15 protein-coding genes and 1 pseudogene are annotated in these 19551 nt (G+C 35.1%); 1 reads left to right on the top strand and 15 read right to left on the bottom strand.

The genetic code is table 11. From position 1 onward, the window contains the following. Nucleotides 1-456 precede the first annotated feature (456 nt). From QIA27_RS05485 to QIA27_RS05415, 15 genes and pseudogenes are all read right to left on the bottom strand, one after another. On the bottom strand, nt 457-780 hold the full coding sequence (locus tag QIA27_RS05485) for a P52 family lipoprotein (protein ID WP_418906308.1): 324 nt from the start codon (nt 778-780) through the stop codon (nt 457-459). A gap of 320 nt (nt 781-1100) precedes the next feature. Then, nucleotides 1101-1739 (bottom strand): annotated as a pseudogene (locus tag QIA27_RS05480) (S2/P23 family protein); the annotation flags it as partial. Next, nucleotides 1709-1852, bottom strand: a complete 144-nt coding sequence (locus QIA27_RS05475) for a hypothetical protein (RefSeq protein WP_418906307.1) — start codon at nt 1850-1852, stop codon at nt 1709-1711. The gene QIA27_RS05475 and the pseudogene QIA27_RS05480, both read right to left, overlap by 31 nt. After that, nucleotides 1845-3071: an ABC transporter permease gene (locus QIA27_RS05470; protein WP_418906306.1), complete on the bottom strand. Its 1227-nt coding sequence runs from the start codon at nt 3069-3071 to the stop codon at nt 1845-1847. The genes QIA27_RS05475 and QIA27_RS05470 overlap by 8 nt, the downstream gene beginning before the upstream one ends. Beyond that, a complete protein-coding gene (locus tag QIA27_RS05465; protein ID WP_418906305.1) occupies nt 3064-3750 on the bottom strand; it encodes an ABC transporter ATP-binding protein in 687 nt (228 codons plus the stop codon). Before QIA27_RS05465 ends, QIA27_RS05470 begins: the two co-directional genes overlap by 8 nt. A 25-nt stretch (nt 3751-3775) precedes the next feature. After that, nucleotides 3776-4564 carry a hypothetical protein gene (locus tag QIA27_RS05460; RefSeq protein ID WP_418906304.1) on the bottom strand — a complete coding sequence of 263 codons (789 nt, stop codon included), beginning with the start codon at nt 4562-4564 and terminating at the stop codon, nt 3776-3778. A 30-nt stretch (nt 4565-4594) separates the two neighbouring features. Continuing rightward, on the bottom strand, nt 4595-5395 hold the full coding sequence (locus QIA27_RS05455; protein ID WP_418906303.1) for a tetratricopeptide repeat protein: 801 nt from the start codon (nt 5393-5395) through the stop codon (nt 4595-4597). Nucleotides 5396-5630: 235 nt separating this feature from the next. Further along, the gene (locus QIA27_RS05450; RefSeq protein ID WP_418906302.1) at nt 5631-6428 is read right to left on the bottom strand and encodes a complement regulator-acquiring protein; all 798 of its coding nucleotides are present in this window, start codon (nt 6426-6428) and stop codon (nt 5631-5633) included. Between the two features lie 380 nt (nt 6429-6808). After that, the gene (locus QIA27_RS05445; RefSeq protein WP_418906301.1) at nt 6809-7387 is read right to left on the bottom strand and encodes a chromosome replication/partitioning protein; all 579 of its coding nucleotides are present in this window, start codon (nt 7385-7387) and stop codon (nt 6809-6811) included. A 30-nt stretch (nt 7388-7417) separates the two neighbouring features. Further along, the gene (locus QIA27_RS05440) at nt 7418-8233 is read right to left on the bottom strand and encodes a ParA family protein (RefSeq protein ID WP_418906300.1); all 816 of its coding nucleotides are present in this window, start codon (nt 8231-8233) and stop codon (nt 7418-7420) included. Next, complete coding sequence (locus QIA27_RS05435; RefSeq protein ID WP_418906299.1) at nt 8209-8766, bottom strand: DUF226 domain-containing protein; 558 nt, start codon at nt 8764-8766, stop codon at nt 8209-8211. The genes QIA27_RS05440 and QIA27_RS05435 overlap by 25 nt, the downstream gene beginning before the upstream one ends. A 9-nt stretch (nt 8767-8775) precedes the next feature. After that, on the bottom strand, nt 8776-9867 hold the full coding sequence (locus QIA27_RS05430) for a plasmid maintenance protein (protein WP_418906298.1): 1092 nt from the start codon (nt 9865-9867) through the stop codon (nt 8776-8778). A 180-nt stretch (nt 9868-10047) separates the two neighbouring features. Beyond that, the gene (locus QIA27_RS05425) at nt 10048-11667 is read right to left on the bottom strand and encodes a variable large family protein (RefSeq protein WP_418906297.1); all 1620 of its coding nucleotides are present in this window, start codon (nt 11665-11667) and stop codon (nt 10048-10050) included. Between the two features lie 5 nt (nt 11668-11672). After that, a complete protein-coding gene (locus QIA27_RS05420) occupies nt 11673-16718 on the bottom strand; it encodes a variable large family protein (protein WP_418906296.1) in 5046 nt (1681 codons plus the stop codon). Continuing rightward, entirely contained in the window at nt 16693-17865 is a 1173-nt protein-coding gene (locus QIA27_RS05415) for a variable large family protein (RefSeq protein WP_418906295.1), read from the bottom strand. Before QIA27_RS05415 ends, QIA27_RS05420 begins: the two co-directional genes overlap by 26 nt. 435 nt (nt 17866-18300) lie before the next feature. On the opposite strand from QIA27_RS05415, the gene QIA27_RS05410 reads away from it, so the two are divergent. Then, a complete protein-coding gene (locus tag QIA27_RS05410) occupies nt 18301-19446 on the top strand; it encodes a variable large family protein (protein WP_418906294.1) in 1146 nt (381 codons plus the stop codon). Nucleotides 19447-19551: the final 105 nt, after the last annotated feature.

Here is a 19551-nt window from a genome sequence, read left to right as displayed (position 1 = left end):
AATTTATTATTTTTAGTATAAAATTGATAAAGATAACAATCTTTCCCACTACAACCAAAACGTTGTAAAGAAAAAGATTGTCAATAGTAGTATTTTGTACGAAAGTATATAACTGGTTTTTAGACCTTAAGATGGGTTATAACCCATCTTGAATGGTACAATATATAAACTTATACATAAAAATTCTTTGAACACAAAAATTAAAATTTCATTGATCGAATAATAATAATTAATTATATGCAATATAATTATATTGCATAATGCACCAAAATAATTAAAACACAAAGACTACCTATTAGATTTTTTTGACTCAATTGTAAAAATCATTTTATATAAAAACGCCAAAATCCTTTAATTTCAAAATTAGCATTTTCGTTATATTTTTGAATTGTTGATCAAGAGTAGGCTCCATACAATCAAAACAATTGTCTTCACCTTCACAATACATAAGATTTACTAGACACATATCCTCAATACACAAGTACAACAAAAAACTTCCGCTTCAAACATACTATCACTTATTCTTGTTTTAACTTTGCGGAACAAGTTAATTAATTGTTTGGCTCTATTAGAGCCAAAACTCACAAAGAACTTATCAAAATATTTTTCATTATAATTCTTAAACAACGGCAATGTGAAATTACAATTATTATCTTTGGTAGAATTATTTTTCAATTTGTAAATAACATGTTTCATATCACCTAAAACACAATATTCAACTGCGCTCAATTTCAAATTAGAAAGTTTGTCTTTTCTAGAAAAGAAATTATTATAATTCATCTGCTTGTCTCGCACATAACCAATAATATCTTGTGTTATTTGTAGATATTAATAAAAATAAATCTTATAGTAGTGAATTTCATTAATTACTAATTAATATAATTCACTTTACGCAAAAACTCAATTTAACATTTTATACTTAATAGCCGATCAATCGAAACAAAGAGAAAACTAAACACGATTAGGGCTACTTATGAAAGTACTTTCATAAGTAGCCCCGCATTAATCCCCATTAATTGGGATATTAGTATTCTAATTTCCAGATATATCAAATATAATAGTAAATTATACCACACCTAAACTACTAAAATATCATTCAATTATTCATCAATAGGGGACTTTAATTTATCACTTGATAAATTTGGATACTTAGCAAGTATAAGCTTAACCGTATTATAAAACAGTTTTGGATTTAATACAATTTCATAGGCTTTATCTTTATTAGTTTGCTTGTCTTTTATAATAAGATTTGCAAGCATATTATTATTACATTTATTTTTATTATAAAAAAGCTTAAAAGATTTTGTTAGGTCATCATTAAAAACCCCAAAATTATATGAATTAATGTATCCGAACTCTTTTGAAGTCTCTTTTAAACTAATTTTGGCAACGCCAGATCTATGTTGCTCAAAATCAATATTTGATCCTTTAGAAATTAACTTCAAGTTTTTAACTTCATATTTGTCTTCAAACTCTTTAGTTGATTCAAATGCTATTATTTTAGCTATTGGGACTTCATTACCCAATATTTTATAGTTATTATCATTAATATAATAATTATAGCTAAACCATGGTAAAGATAAAGTTTTAAATCTAATCGGTGAAAAAATATAAGAATACTTAAGTCCTTTAAGATCTTGAATTAAATTATTGTTTTTATCTTTTAGCGCCCTTAAATTACCAGATTTTGCCCATGTAACATAACCCCCTACAAATATTTCCCACACTTCTCCTTCTTTTCAATATTAGGAAAAGCTAGTCTGGAAAAATCTTTTACTAAAGAATTTGATTCATTAGAATATAAAAAACTAGAAACATAAAAACAAATAATAACAATAAAATTTTTAAACATTATTTATTACCTCCACTATTGATTTTTTACTTGCCTTAATAAAAGGCAAAACTGAAGAAATAATTGCAACTAAAAAAATAAATAAAGAAACGAAACAAATATCACTAAAATAATATGAAAAATCAATAAAATAAGATTCTATATATCCTGGGGGAGAAAATCTTATCTGCTGAAATCCGATTATCAATTTTAAAAAATAAGAAATCGCAATACCTAAAATTATATTTATAGCAGTAAGAATAAATATTTCCAAAAATAAAGTACAAAAAAGCTCTAATTTTGTAAGACCAATTGCTCTTAAAGTTCCAAGCTCTCTAGTTCTTTCAAGACTCAATGCTGTCATTATTTGAAAAAATGATATAAATATCAGCAATATTATTAATATTGCCAAAAATTTAAACATTACTTTATTAATTCCTACAATAGACTTGAAAGCCGGATTAATTTCATACCAATCACTATACTCAAAATCTATATTGCTTTTATTTTTCAAAAACTCTAACTTATTTTTAAAACTGTTTAAAAAAGAATTATTTTTTAAATAAACTTGAATTATATGCGCACCATCTTTAAAATCAAAAAAACTTTTCAATGTATTTATACTAGTAATAGCAACCATGCTATCTGTTTGAATAACTGGAAATTTAACAATTCCCGTCAATCTAATATCTTGCAAAATAAGACCTTCACCCAACATATCTGTCATCAAAGTTAACTTAGAATTTTCTTTTGTTAAACTTTCTATGCCAAGGGAAATTGCCAAACTACTCCCAATTAAAAAATCACCAATAGAACTATCAAAAAGGGGAACCCCATCTACTAAAGATAAACTTTTTATTGCAAAATCAGGATTTTCAAATGCAGTAGCAAAAAAGGGCTTACTTACAAAAGAATTACCAATAAGACCTTCAAAATTTACTATTAAATTGCTAGATTTAAACTCAGAATATTTGTTTATCTCATTTTTGATTTGCAATATTTCACAATCCTTTAAGATTAGATTATTTTTAATACTGCTAAACTTAGGATTAAAATAATTTTTCCTAGCAATCTGAATATGTCCTGTAGATAAAACAAGTCCCATTTCCATGCCCTCACTACTATAATTCATATATCCTATAAAAAGTAATAAAAACACTACTGAACTTACCAAAAGAAACGAAATCATCATAGATCGTCTTACGTCTCTAAAAATATTAAAAAAAGCTAACTTAAGCATAACTACCTCTAAAATCAAATAATTTACCATCTTCTATTCTGAAAAATCTATTAGCAAATTTTTCTAAACTAGAATCATGCGAAACAAACAATCCTATTGCATCATTTTCTTCTATATAATTTTTTATTACAGAATAAATAAAACTCGCTGTTACACAATCCAAATGACTTGTTATTTCATCTCCAATAACTAATTTAGGATCATAAACAAATGCTCTGGCTATTCCTATTCTTTGTTTTTGTCCTCCAGACATATATGAAGGACGCTTTTTTATAAAATTTTCAAGATTAAACAATTCCACTAAACTATCTACCTTATTTTTACACTCTTTCGAATTCTTGCTAGAAAATTTTAAAGGTAATAAAATATTCTCGAACCCAGTAAGACTTGGAATAAGCTCAAAATGTTGAAATATAAGACCTATATTATATTTCCTAAAAAGCGTTCTTTGCTTCTCTTTCATAGAACTTAAAACAAAAGAATCTAATACTATCTCCCCGCTGTCTATGATATCTATACCCGAAATCAAATTGATTAAAGTAGTCTTACCACCTCCTGTTGGACCTGAAATCCAAACCATGTCTTTTGATTTCAGGCATAAAGATATATCTTTGTTTGCATGAACTATTTCTTTAAAAATTTTGTAGCTTTTATTAATACTATTGATATTTAGTTTCATATCTCTAACCTTAACTTAACTATAATCAAAAGAAAGGCTTACCTTTCTTTAATTTTTCAAAAGCAATTTCTGTAAGATATCCATTGGGGAATATTTTACAAGCAGACTGCAAACAATCTATTGCTTCAACTCTTCTATTAATACGTATCAAAAAAGAGCTTTTCACTATTTCTTTTAAATATCTTTGCCTTTTATTCATAAAAACTTCTTCTGCTCTATTAAGATAATAAAGAGCAAACAAATTTCTACTAAAAGTTTTATTTGTAACTCCTGATGTATAAAAGATTGCTAAAGGTAGATTAACTTTATAATTTTGATTATCCATAATTAAAGCTTTATCCAAAAATCTTTTCCCATCCACAATATAGAAATAAGAGTTTGAAGAATCATGAGTTATTAAATTCAAAGCAAGTTCCCCTAAAGCTCTAAAATAATCAGAAAACTCATGAAAATTAAAAGAGGCTTTAACACTATACTTATATGTGCTTAACACCTTATTAATCAAATTTTTATATTCATTAACATCATCTATTAAATAAGCAATATCACAAAAAACCAAGGAAATAAGCAAATTTAAATAATTAAATTTAAGACTACTTCTCTCATAATTGAATAAAATGTTATTTTCAATTTTAGAAAGAGAAGATATTAATATCTTTGCATAATTTAAAAAATCAATCCCTAGCTCGACAGAATAATAATTAGTATGAATTTCTTCAATTTTTTCTATATATTTTTCTACATCATCATCATCATCAAAAGCAAATAAATTAAATGAAATAAAAAAGATCAACAAGCCACTTTTCAACTTCATAGAATTTCCCCCTATAAAAAAGTAGCAAGATCAAGGCAACTCGCCCAAATTATTTCTTTCAATAGCTATTTTATGAAAAAGTCCACCAGGAAATATATTTTTAGCCTCATCTAAATATCTTTTATATTCATTTTCTCTTTTGAGTCGAAAATATCCCTGACTTAACCATACATTTGTTAAATATTTTTCCAAATTACTTTTACTATATTTAAGAGCCTTTTGCAAAAATTCTATTGCTTTCTTAGAACTCCCTCCTGCAATTCTTGGAGAATATAAATACCAAGTTGCTAAAGAAATATTGGCAAATACATTTTCATTATCAATTTCTAAAGATTTAATTAATGCATTTTTAGCTTCATTTGAAATTTTAACTAATTTCATACCCCCCATATATCTTAAAATAGATAAATTTAAATCCCCCAATACCCTATATGCATCACTTCTAACTGATTTTTGACAATCTTGAAAAAATTGAGAAGAAATAAAATCTAAAAGAATATTTTTTGCACTTAAAAATATAGAATAACTATCATAAGAATTTTTAACATTTGTACTCTGAACTAAAAATGCAATCTGAAAATTAACAATGCTAGCAAGATAATTTTTTCTAACATCCTTAAATGATTCCAATTTTTTATCTAAAATTTTAAATTTATCTATATAAAAGTTTATATAATCAGATTGATCTTTTAAAACAAGCTTATTATTATCACCGGAATAATACTTTTCTAGAATATTATTATATTCCTTATTCAAATCTTCAAAAGTATTAGAATATAGAAAATTAAAATTTAAAATTAGAAAAAAGAGACAATAAAAAAACCTTTTCATAACCTTTTACCACCTTATGATTAAGGATAATTCAATAAATAAATTTATCTATATTTAGTTATAAAAAAATAAAATTATTTTAATAATTGCTAATAATTAGACTTGCTGGGTTGAATTTATATATTAAAGGATGAAAGATAAAAGAAAAATTAAAATAGAATTAGGATTTTTTAAAGCAAAAAGCTTATATATAACATATAAGCTTAAACCATAAAAAATACATAAATCCTTTGGATTACTTATTTAAAATTTTTGTTATTTCAGAAGATAAAGTTTCAGTTTTAGGTATCTCATATTTTAAAAAATATTCATAATTTAAATTAATGTATTGAATAAGTCCCATCATATTTACTAAATCATCTTTAATGTTATTTAAATTGATATTATTTTCACAATAGTGAATAATTTGATTTACAATATCAATCCACTTTGACTTAAAAGTTAACAACTCTTTAAGTTTACTTAAAATAAGACTTAACTCCTCTCTATTTAAACTCATCAATTTATCCATTTGCTCGTTTATTTTCTCAGCTGAAAATTCTAAATCATATTGGGAATAATATTGTCCAGCCCTAACAATAAGCAAATCCAATTTTTGATTATCCAAATTGCTTGATATTTTATTGAGAATTTTTCCAAAAGCTGTTATTAATTTCTCATTATAATTTAAAGATGAATAAAACTTTCTTCGTATATCTTTATTTTCGTCATGCGAATACCTCTCATGATTAGAGTCTAATATGAGATTATTAAATACAAAATCTTTCATACCAAATTGATCCAAAGGCTCTATTCTTGACTTATCTAAAATTATTTGCTCTTTAACAAGCTTAATAATTTCAATTATTTTAACTATCAAATCGTCTTGAGCTTCTTCATTTTTTAAGTGATTTTCTTTTAGCTTTAAATTTTCTTCAATCGTTTTTCCACTTTGATTAAATTCAAAACCCTTATCTTCCAATACTGAATTGGCAGAATTACATGATAAAAAGCTTAAAAAATAAATTATTATAAATAAATTATTTTTTTTCAAAATATTCTCCTCATTATTATAGCGATTAAAATTAATATATATAGCAATGTATTTTAATTTCAAATTTCTTTTAATATTCATAAAAAAATCTTATAAAGCTTTATAAGATTTTTTTATGAATATTAAAAGAAATTTGAAATTCGATATACTTAAGACTTGTGCAAAACAAATAAAACTTAATAAAAATTAAATACTCCGATTATTATTTAATAACCTTAAAGTTAGAGCTTAATTAAGTTTTGTATTAAGTACAAAACTTAATTAAGCTCTAACAGCTCACAATGGCGGTCACAAATTAAGGCAAATTTTAAATGAAAAACTTATCCTTGTCTTAAGGATACACCAATTTAAAAATAAAATCAATAATTATATAATATTTGTTAAATTTTTTCTTTGAATTCTTCCATAATTTGATTAATCCAATCTTTTTTATCCAAAAAAACTTTATCTAAAAAGAATTCTGTAAACTTATGGTTTTTTTTATAAAAAAAGTAACTTTCTTGATTTTTAAGTTGAAGTCTTAAAAACTTTTTTAAAGTTTGATTTGGGTTTTTTCCTACTGCATTCTTGGAATTTATCAAAAATAGAATCGATTGCCTAAAACCATTTTCAACTAAATATTCTTGTTTTAAAAGACCCTCTTTAATTGCACCAGCTATTTTTAAGTACGTATATGCCTGAGATCTGGCTAATTTATAATCTTTTATAAATTTTTCAAAACTTTTATATCCATCAAGTTTATAATAGGCCTTATTTTTAATTTCCATTAAAATATACATGGCCTCTATTTTATTGTATATGTCCTCTTTTACATTATCTTTTAGTTTATTTTTTAAAAACTCAAATCTTTCTTTATCATCAAATGAATGAATATCATTATTTTTATCTAAAATAGAATTTTTTTTGTGATTTAAATTTCTTGGATTAATAGCTATTTCATTAGTGTTTTTTTTATTCATAAAATATCCTTGTTTAGTTTAAATTCTACTTTATAAGTTGTCTAGCGCTGGACAACTTATGTTAGGAATTTCCATTTTTTCCGAATAAATTTTTATATGAGACATTAAATTTCTTAATATATAATTATATTCCAATATATAATTGGATTTAAAATCAAATTCACTATTAGTTGCAATTTTTTTATTTAATCCTTCTGTTTCTGATACAATGCCTAAAAAGTTATTCTTCTTTTCCATTATTTTCAATAATTCTTTGTGCGTGTTGGTTTTTTTTAACCTAGTTACAATGAAAAAGATTGGCACTACTTTTTCCAAACTTTTAATGAAAAATTCCAAAAGTTCATAACTTTCAAATGTCCACTTTTCAGCTGTCATTGGGATTACCATATAATGCATAGCATGCAAAGCACATCTTAATGTTAAATCTAGACTGGGATTTGTATCAATCACTATATAATCATAATCAACTCTTAATCTTTTTATTTCTATTTTCAATTTTAAATCGATAGCTTTGTGTTTATTTAGACAATAAAAATCTCCATTTAAACTATGTAATGTCAAATAGCTGGGAATTAAGTTTAAATTATTTCCCACACTAAGAATCGTACTATTAATATCTAAATTATCTTTTAAAACTTCACAAATGTTATATTTTTTTAAATCTAAATTATTTTCTTTTACTTTTTCATAAAAATAACTAGTAGTCGATGCTTGTGTATCCATATCAATTAATAATACTGTATGTTCTTTTGATAAAAGTGTAGCAAGAACAATAGCACTTGTACTTTTACCAACACCTCCTTTTATACTAGCAATGGTTATTATTTTTGTTGTTTTTCTATCCATTTGGTTATAAGACCCCCATTTGATAATTTTTTGTTGTAAAATTCATATATTTCCTTTTCTAAAGTTAAAAGTATTTTAACCAGGGATTTATAATATTTTTTTTTAATTTTGTCTTTTCTTAATAAATAGGAGATTCCTACAACGTAGCAAAATATGCTTCCTTTTTTGAATTTAAATTGTATATAGTGTATCTTTGAAAATGTGGCTGTTTTTAATTTATTATTTTCTTCATATTTTCTTAAAACATTCTTTATTGGTTTTCTACATCCATAACTAATTCCTAAAAATTTGTCTTCGTTTTTCAAAGAAAATAAACTAAATGATTCTGTTTTTGTTCTATCAAATAATTTTCTAAATGAGATAAAAAATCTATAATTTTGATTTTTTTTCGTTCCAAATGCATGGAAGTCTAACAATATTTTTGTGTGATATATGCTTTTGTCATCTTTTTTTTCAATTTTAACAAAAATGTTTTTTTTTTCTGATTTGAGTTTTGGCTTTTTTTCTTTAAGTTTTTCTAAAAGACTTTTCATAATTTATCCCTAAATAATAACTTTTTCGATAAGCAAAAGTTTGTTTTTATCTTTGATTAACTTTAGTAAATCAAAATAATATTTATTGTTAAAGAGATCAGTATATTTTGGTTTTTCTATTTGATTTAAATAGTTTTTTATTATTTTTATCATAACTTCTTTATTAGTTTCAGATTTTATTTTTAATTGTTCGAATAATATATTAAGTATATTATTTTTAATATTTTTTTGTGTTGTTTTTATATTGGGTTTATCTGTATTTTTCTTTATTTTGTTTATTATTTGTTTCAAATCATCGTATTTGTCGTTTTCTATTATAAAATGAGGTTTATTTTTATATTTTGAATACACATTTTGAAAATGTGTATTCAATTGCTTTTTATTTAGTCCTTCCTTTTCTAAAATTTTTTTATATTTTTCTAGCAATAGTTTCAGCTCTTTTCTTTTTGTTTTCATATCTTTCTTTTTTTTATGACTTTTGTAAAAAATTTCTTTATAAAAATATTCTAACTTTTTAAGTTCTTTGAGTATTTCAATTTTGATGTCCTTTTTTATATTGAATTCTAAAATTTTAGTATAGTAGTTTGTCAAAAATTTACATTTTTTGGCATAGGCTTTTGTTTGTAAAATTTCAATTTTTTGGGATGTTTCTTTCTCTTTATTATTATTATTATTATTACATTCCTTTAATTCTACACTCCCTTTTTTTGAGTGTTTTTTATTAAAAAATGCATTTACTCTTAAGTTAAATTTAATTTCTTTTTTCTTTTTAAAATATTGATTTATTTTATGATAGCATTTTTGTTTTTGATATTTAAGTTTATAGTAAATTTCGGTTCCACAATTAACTCCCAAGTGTTTATAATAATTAGTTGTTACTTCAAATTCTTTTTCCAGTTTATAAAGATAGTTTTGTAATGTTTTTATTTTAATAGGGGTTTGCCCATTTCTTTTTAAATTTTCATTAAAATAATAAAGGATGTTGCTTTGTGAATATTTTTTATTTTTATTATTTATATAGCAAAGTGTTGATACTAATACGATTAGTTTATGTTGTAGTTTATGTCGACATTTGTTTTTAAATTTTTCTATTTTTTCCATTCCACTTCTCCTTAATTTGTGTATCTAGTATACATAGTATACCAGAATTAATTTAAAAGCAAACCGAAGTGAATTTAATTGATAAATAATAACAAAGGAATAAAATTAAGGCAAGAACCAATCGAAGTTAAGCTTTTTAATCATTTTCTAGCGAATTGTTGTTCCCCTATAAAGCTAAATTCAATAATCCTCCTTAACAGCAAACTTTCCACCCTTAGCCACCCCCCTCAAAACAATAGCCGCAGCAATCTTATCATTTCTCTTCTTCATCTCATTACCAAACGCCGCCCCATCAGCATCAGTCCCAATCGCAGCCTCAATCGGATTCGTAGCCTCACTAGCCTTTTTACCATCCTGATTCTTCGCATCACCAGCAGCCGCATCAACAATAGCTTTCAGTATCTGCTCCCCACTAACCGCAGTAACAGCACTAGCCGCCTTCCCAATAGCATCAGCAGCATTAGCACCATTACCACTAGCAAACAACTTCCCTGCCTCCTTGTTATCATCATCAGCAGCTGTAACATCCTTCAGCGCATTACCCTCCTTACCAAAAGCCTTCCCAGCAGCCGCAACAATCCCCTTTATCCCCTTCGCAATCTCCTTATCCACAGCACTCTCCACAGCACCCTTCACACTCGCCTTATTAGCATTAGCAACAGCAAACTTTCCACCCTTAGCCACCCCCCTCAAAACAATAGCCGCAGCAATATTGTCATTACTCTTCTTCATCCCATCATTACCAAACGCCGCCGCAGCAGCATCAGTCCCAATCGCAGCCGCAATCGGATTCTTAGCCTGACCAGCAGCAACACCCGCCTGATTCTTCTCATCACCAGCCGCCTCAACAATAGCTTTCAGTATCTGCTCCCCACTAACCGCAGTAACAGCACTAGCTGCCTTCCCAATATCAGCAGCACCAGCACCAGCATTACCATCCTTACCAGCAAACAACTTCCCCGCATCCGCGTTAGCCTCACCAGCAGCAGCTGCAACATCCTTCAGCGCATTACCCTCCTTGCCAAAAGCCTTCCCAGCAGCCGCAACAATCCCCTTTATCCCCTTCGCAATCCCCTTAACACTGTTCGCATCAGCTACAGCACCCTTATTATTAGCAGCACCAACATCCCCAATCTTATCATTACCTCCACCATCACCACCCTTTGCAGCCTCACCAACAGCTTTTATCATCTCTTCTAACCATCCACTAACCTCACTAACAGCACTCTCCACAGCACTCTTCACATTCGCCTTATTAGCATTAGCAACAGCAAACTTTCCATCCTTAGCCACCCCCCTCAAAACAATAGCCGCAGCAATATTATCATTACTCTTCTTCATCCCATCATTACCAAACGCCGCCCCAGCATCATCAGCTCCAATCGCAGCCTCAATCGGATTCTTAGCCTGACCAGCAGCAGCACCCGCCTGATTAGCCTCATCACCAGCAGCCGCATCAACAATAGCTTTCAGTATCTGCTCCCCACTAACCGCAGTAACAGCACTAGCCGCCTTCGCAATATCACCAGCAGCAGCAGCATTAGCACCATTACCACCAGCAAACAACTTCCCTGCATCCGCGTTAGCCTCATTCTCAGCAGCTTCTTTAACATCCTTCAGCGCATTACCCTCCTTACCAAAAGCCTTCTCAGCAGCTGCAACAATCCCCTTTATCCCCTTCGCAATCCCCTTAACACTGTCCTTATCAGCTACAGCACCCTTATTATCACCAGCATCCCCAATCTTATCATTACCACCATCACCACCAACTTTAGCAGCATCCTTAGCAGCTTTTATCATCTCTTCTAACCATGCACACTAACTTCACTAACAGCACTCTCCACAGCACTCTTCACACTCGCCTTATTATTAGCAGCATTAGCAGCAACAGCAAACTTTTCACCCTTAGCCACCCCCCTCAAAACAATAGCCGCAGCAATATTGTCATTTCTCTTCTTCATCCCATCATCACCAAACCCATTCGCCCCATCATCATCAGTCCCAATCGCAGCCGCAATCGGATTCTTAGCCTGACCAGCAGCAACACCATCCTGATTCTTCGCATCACCAGCCGCCGCCTCAACAATAGCTTTCAGTATCTGCTCCCCACTAACCGCAGTAACAGCACTAGCCGCCTTCCCAATAGCAGCAGCATCAGCAGCATTAGCACCATTACCATCCTTACCAGCAAACAACTTCCCCGCATCCGCGTTAGCATCACCATCAGCAGCAGCTGTAACACCCTTCAGCGCATCTCCACCAAAAGCCTTCCCAGCAGCATCAACAATCCCCTTTATCCCCTTCGCAATCTCCTTAACACTGTTCGCATCAGCTTTAGCACCCTTATTATCAGCACCAGCATCCCCAATCTTATCATTACCACCATCACCACCAACTTTAGCAGCATCCCCAACAGCTTTTATCATCTCTTCTAACCACCCACTAACCTCGCCAACAGCACTCTCCACAGCACTCTTCACACTCGCCTTACTATCATTAGCAACAGCAAACTTTCCACCCTTAGCCACCCCCCTCAAAACAATAGCCGCAGCAATATTGTCATTTCTCTTCTTCATCTCATTACCAAACGCCGCCGCATCACCATCAGTCCCAATCGCAGCCTCAATCGGATTCTTAGCCTGACCAGCAGCAGCACCCGCCTGATTAGCCTCATCACCAGCAGCCGCCTCAACAATAGCTTTCAGTATCTGCTCCCCACTAACCGCAGTAACAGCACTAGCCGCCTTCCCAATAGCAGCAGCATCAGCACCAGCACCATTCTGACCAGCAAACAACTTCCCTGCCTCCTTGTTATCATCATCAGCAGCTGTAACATCCTTCAGCGCATCTCCACCAAAAGCCTTCCCAGCAGCATCAACAATCCCCTTTATCCCCTTCGCAATCTCCTTATCCACAGCACTCTCCACAGCACTCTTCACACTCGCCTTATTAGCATTAGCAACAGCAAACTTTTCACCCTTAGCCACCCCCCTCAAAACAATAGCCGCAGCAATATTGTCATTTCTCTTCTTCATCCCATCATTACCAAACGCCGCCGCAGCATCATCAGTCCCAATCGCAGCCGCAATCGGATTCTTAGCCTCATCAGCCTTTTTACCATCCTGATTAGCCTCATCACCAGCCGCCGCATCAACAATAGCTTTCAGTATCTGCTCCCCACTAACCGCAGTAACAGCACTAGCTGCCTTCCCAATATCAGCAGCACCAGCACCAGCATTACCATCCTTACCAGCAAACAACTTCCCCGCATCCTTGTTATCATCATCAGCAGCAGCTGCAACATCCTTCAGCGCATTACCCTCCTTGCCAAAAGCCTTCCCAGCAGCCGCAACAATCCCCTTTATCCCCTTCGCAATCCCCTTAACACTGTTCGCATCAGCTTTAGCACCCTTATTATCAGCACCAGCATCCCCAATCTTATCATTACCTCCACCATCACCACCCTTTGCAGCCTCACCAACAGCTTTTATCATCTCTTCTAACCATCCACTAACCTCACTAACAGCACTCTCCACAGCACTCTTCACACTCGCCTTACTATCATTAGCAGCAACAGCAAACTTTCCATCCTTAGCCACCCCCCTCAAAACAATAGCCGCAGCAATCTTATCACTCTTCTTCATCCCAGCATCACCAAACCCATTCGCCCCATCAGCATCATCAGTCCCAATCGCAGCCTCAATCGGATTCTTAGCCTCATCAGCCTTTTTACCATCCTGATTAGCCGCATCACCAGCCGCATCAACAATAGCTTTCAGTATCTGCTCCCCACTAACCGCAGTAACAGCACTAGCCGCCTTCCCAATATCAGCAGCACCAGCACCAGCACCATTACCATCCTTACCAGCAAACAACTTCCCCGCATCCGCGTTAGCATCACCATCAGCAGCAGCTGTAACACCCTTCAGCGCATCTCCACCAAAAGCCTTCCCAGCAGCTGCAACAATCCCCTTTATCCCCTTCGCAATCTCCTTAACACTGTTCGCATCAGCTTTAGCACCCTTATTATCAGCATCCCCAATCTTATCATTACCACCATCACCACCAACTTTAGCAGCATCCCCAACAGCTTTTATCATCTCTTCTAACCACCCACTAACCTCGCCAACAGCACTCTCCACAGCACTCTTCACACTCGCCTTACTATCATTAGCATTAGCAACAGCAAACTTTCCACCCTTAGCCACCCCCCTCAAAACAATAGCCGCAGCAATATTGTCATTTCTCTTCTTCATCCCATCATTACCAAACGCCGCCCCATCAGCATCAGTCCCAATCGCAGCCTCAATCGGATTCTTAGCCTGACCAGCAGCAGCACCCGCCTGATTAGCCTCATCACCAGCAGCCGCCTCAACAATAGCTTTCAGTATCTGCTCCCCACTAACCGCAGTAACAGCACTAGCCGCCTTCCCAATAGCAGCAGCAGCAGCACCAGCACCATTCTGACCAGCAAACAACTTCCCCGCATCCGCGTTAGCATCATTCTCAGCAGCTTCTTTAACATCCTTCAGCGCATTACCCTCCTTGCCAAAAGCCTTCCCAGCAGCATCAACAATCCCCTTTATCCCCTTCGCAATCCCCTTAACACTGTTCGCATCAGCTACAGCACCCTTATTAGCAGCACCAGCATCCCCAATCTTATCAGTACCTCCAGTACCACCAACTTTAGCAGCCTCCCCAACAGCTGTTATCATCTCTTCTAACCACCCACTAACCTCACTAACAGCACTCTCCACAGCACTCTTCACACTCGCCTTATTATTAGCATCAGCAGCAAACTTTCCACCCTTAGCCACCCCCCTCAAAACAATAGCCGCAGCAATCTTATCATTTCTCTTCTTCATCTCATCACCAAACGCCGCCGCAGCAGCATCAGTCCCAATCGCAGCCGCAATCGGATTCGTAGCCTCATCAGCCTTTTTACCATCCTGATTCTTATCACCAGCCGCCGCATCAACAATAGCTTTCAGTATCTGCTCCCCACTAACCGCAGTAACAGCACTAGCCGCCTTCCCAATAGCATCAGCATCAGCAGCATTAGCACCATTACCACTAGCAAACAACTTCCCCGCATCCGCGTTAGCATCACCACCAGCAGCAGCTGTAACACCCTTCAGCGCATCTCCACCAAAAGCCTTCCCAGCAGCCGCAACAATCCCCTTTATCCCCTTCGCAATCCCCTTAACACTGTCCTTATCAGCTATAGCACCCTTATTAGCAGCACCAACATCCCCAATCTTATCAGTACCACCAGTACCACCAACTTTAGCAGCCTCCTCAACAGCTTTTATCATCTCTTTTAACCACCCACTAACTTCACTAACAGCACTCTCCACAGCACTCTTCACACTCGCCTTATTATTAGCAGCATTAGCATTAGCAACAGCAAACTTTCCACCCTTAGCCACCCCCCTCAAAACAATAGCCGCAGCAATCTTATCATTTCTCTTCTTCATCCCATCATTACCAAACGCCGCCGCAGCATCATCAGCTCCAATCGCAGCCGCAATCGGATTCGTAGCCTCATTAGCCTTTTTACCATCCTGATTCTTCTCATCACCAGCCGCCTCAACAATAGCTTTCAGTATCTGCTCCCCACTAACCGCAGTAACAGCACTAGCCGCCTTCCCAATAGCAGCAGCATTAGCACCAGCAGCACCATTCTGACCAGCAAACAACTTCCCCGCATCCGCGTTAGCATCATTCTCAGCAGCAGCTGTAACATCCTTCAGCGCATTACCCTCCTTACCAAAAGCCTTCCCAGCAGCATCAACAATCCCCTTTATCCCCTTCGCAATCCCCTTAACACTGTCCGCATCAGCTACAGCACCCTTATTATCAGCATCCCCAATCTTATCATTACCACCACCATCACCACCAACTTTAGCAGCATCCCCAACAGCTGTTATCATCTCTTCTAACCACACACTAACTTCACTAACAGCACTCTCCACAGCACTCTTCACACTCGCCTTATTATTAGCATCAGCATTAGCAACAGCAAACTTTCCATCCTTAGCCACCCCCCTCAAAACAATAGCCGCAGCAATCTTATCATCACTCTTCTTCATCCCATCATCACCAAACGCCGCCCCATCATCATCAGTCCCAATCGCAGCCGCAATCGGATTCTTAGCCTGACCAGCAGCAGCACCCGCCTGATTAGCCTCATCACCAGCCGCATCAACAATAGCTTTCAGTATCTGCTCCCCACTAACCGCAGTAACAGCACTAGCCGCCTTCCCAATAGCATCAGCATCAGCATTAGCATTATTACCAGCAGCATCAACAATAGCTTTCAGTATCTGCTCCCCACTAACCGCAGTAACAGCACTAGCCGCCTTCCCAATAGCATCAGCATCAGCATTAGCATTATTACCAGCAGCAAACAACTTCCCTGCCTCCTTGTTAGCATCATTCTCAGCAGCAGCTGTAACACCCTTCAGCGCATCACCCTTCTCACCAAAAGCCTTCCTAGCACTCTTCACACTCGCCTTACTATCATTAGCAGCATTAGCATTAGCAACAGCAAACTTTCCATCCTTAGCCACCCCCCTCAAAACAATAGCCGCAGCAATCTTATCATTTCTCTTCTTCATCCCATCACCAAACGCCGCCGCATCATCATCAGTCCCAATCGCAGCCTCAATCGGATTCTTAGCCTCATTAGCCTTTTTACCATCCTGATTCTCATCACCAGCCGCCGCCTCAACAATAGCTTTCAGTATCTGCTCCCCACTAACCGCAGTAACAGCACTAGCCGCCTTCCCAATATCACCAGCAGCAGCACCAGCAGCACCATCCTTACCAATCAGCAGCTTCTTTAACATCCTTCAGCGCATCTCCACCAAAAGCCTTCCCAGCAGCATCAACAATCCCCTTTATCCCCTTCGCAATCTCCTTAACACTGTCCTTATCAGCTACAGCACCCTTATTATCAGCATCCCCAATCTTATCATTACCACCAGTACCACCAACTTTAGCAGCATCCCCAACAGCTGTTATCATCTCTTCTAACCACCCACTAACCTCACGAACAGCACTCTCCACAGCACTCTTCACACTCGCCTTATCATTAGCATCAGCAGCAAACTTTCCATCCTTAGCCACCCCCCTCAAAACAATAGCCGCAGCAATATTATCATTTCTCTTCTTCATCCCATCATCACCAAACCCATTCGCCGCATCATCATCAGTCCCAATCGCAGCCGCAATCGGATTCGTAGCCTCATTAGCCTTTTTACCATCCTGATTCTTCTCATCACCAGCCGCATCAACAATAGCTTTCAGTATCTGCTCCCCACTAACCGCAGTAACAGCACTAGCCGCCTTCCCAATATCACCAGCACCAGCACCAGCAGCACCATTCTGACCAGCAAACAACTTCCCCGCATCCGCGTTAGCATCACCACCAGCAGCAGCTGCAACATCCTTCAGCGCATTACCCTCCTTGCCAAAAGCCTTCTCAGCAGCTGCAACAATCCCCTTTATCCCCTTCGCAATCTCCTTAACACTGTCCTTATCAGCTTTAGCACCCTTATTATTATCAGCATCCCCAATCTTATCAGTACCACCATCACCACCAACTTTAGCAGCCTCCTCAACAGCTGTTATCATCTCTTTTAACCACCCACTAACCTCACGAACAGCACTCTCCACAGCACTCTTCACACTCGCCTTACCACTATCACCTTCACCTTTTTTGGCCGAAACCAATCCATCCAATTTACTTTTAGTTGCCGTTAATGTTGTAGATATAGATTCAAAATAGGTTTTTACATCAGATTTTTTTGGATCCGATTTAAAGAATGTATCCGCAACTAGTCCGCTAAAAGCATTAAATACATCTATAAATCCATTACCCAGATTTATAATTGATTCGTAAAACGTTTTTACTGAATCTTTGTCGTCATTGCCTTTTCCAGCCGCATCACCAGCATTGTTTTTACAATTAATAAAAACAAGTAAAGCTGCCAAAAATATTGCACTTGAAATTCCTCCTTTCCCTTTCGAAAAAGCATTTCATTAAATTAGTGACGAGCTTTCTGTGGAAAATAAATTTCTGTATTTGATAAAAATTTAACCTTTTAAAAATTCAAATAATTCCTTATTTTTTAAATAATAAAGGCTCCTTTTAAAATGATTATTATTTTTTATATTGAATGTGATGGTAGGTTTATTTAAATTACAGCAATGCATTTAACAATCTTGTTTTTAATTTTTAAAAAAACTTTTATTCTTCATAGTTGGTCACAGTTGCTATGTTTGTCTGTAATAATTTTACCAAGCGAATGTGTAAAAAATTCTTTTATTCTTTTTAAAAAGAATAAAAGAATTTTTTACACATTCGCTTGGTAAAATTATTACTTTGAGTTAAAATGATATCTTATACTTTTCATTAAGGAGACTAATATGAAAAAAATTTCAAGTGCAATATTTTTGGCAGCTTTACTTGTTTTTATTAATTGTAAAAACAATGCTGGTGATGCGGCTGGAAAAGGCAATGACGACAAAGATTCAGTAAAAACGTTTTACGAATCAATTATAAATCTGGGTAATGGATTTATAGATGTATTTAATGCTTTTAGCGGACTAGTTGCGGATACATTCTTTAAATCGGATCCAAAAAAATCTGATGTAAAAACCTATTTTGAATCTATATCTACAACATTAACGGCAACTAAAAGTAAATTGGATGGATTGGTTTCGGCCAAAAAAGGTGAAGGTGATAGTGGTAAGGCGAGTGTGAAGAGTGCTGTGGAGAGTGCTGTTAGTGAGGTTAGTGGGTGGTTAGAAGAGATGATAAAAGCTGTTGAGGAGGCTGCTAAAGTTGGTGGTGATGGTGGTACTGATAAGATTGGGGATGTTGGTGCTGCTAATAAGGGTGCTAAAGCTGATAAGGACAGTGTTAAGGGGATTGCGAAGGGGATAAAGGGGATTGTTGCGGCTGCTGGGAAGGCTTTTGGTAAGGAGGGTAATGCGCTGAAGGATGTTAAAGAAGCTGCTGAGAATGAGGCTAACGCGGATGCGGGGAAGTTGTTTGCTAGTGGTAATAATGCTGGTGCTGGTGCTGGTGATATTGGGAAGGCGGCTAGTGCTGTTACTGCGGTTAGTGGGGAGCAGATACTGAAAGCTATTGTTGATGCGGCTGGTGATGAGAAGAATCAGGATGGTAAAAAGGCTGATGAGGCTACGAATCCGATTGCGGCTGCGATTGGAGCTGATGATGCTGCGGCGAATGGGTTTGGTAATGATGGGATGAAGAAGAGTAATGATAAGATTGCTGCGGCTATTGTTTTGAGGGGGGTGGCTAAGGGTGGAAAGTTTGCTGTTGCTGCTAATGCTGATGCTAATAATAAGGCGAGTGTGAAGAGTGCTGTGGAGAGTGCTGTTCAGAAGACCTTCTCGGCTCTAACTGGCGTTGTTAGAAAGGCTGTTGAGGCTGGTCTAAAAAAAGTTGCTGAGGTTGTGCAGAAGCAGAAAAGTGGGCCAGGTAAGGCGGCTGGTGATGCGAAGAATCAGGATGGTGTTGCTGCTGGTGGTGGCTCATCTAGTTAAAAAACAAACGGACATATCTGGAGTGGGGAATCCCTATTTATGGACTGATTTTCCACTCTCCGACTTTTTTATTTGAATTGAAATTATACAAAAAGATAATAAACT

The organism is [Borrelia] tanukii, assembly GCF_030439725.2.
GTDB classification, from domain to species: domain Bacteria; phylum Spirochaetota; class Spirochaetia; order Borreliales; family Borreliaceae; genus Borreliella; species Borreliella tanukii.
Note: the sequence above shows the minus strand (reverse complement) of the source record. Positions and strands in the feature narration are given on the sequence as shown.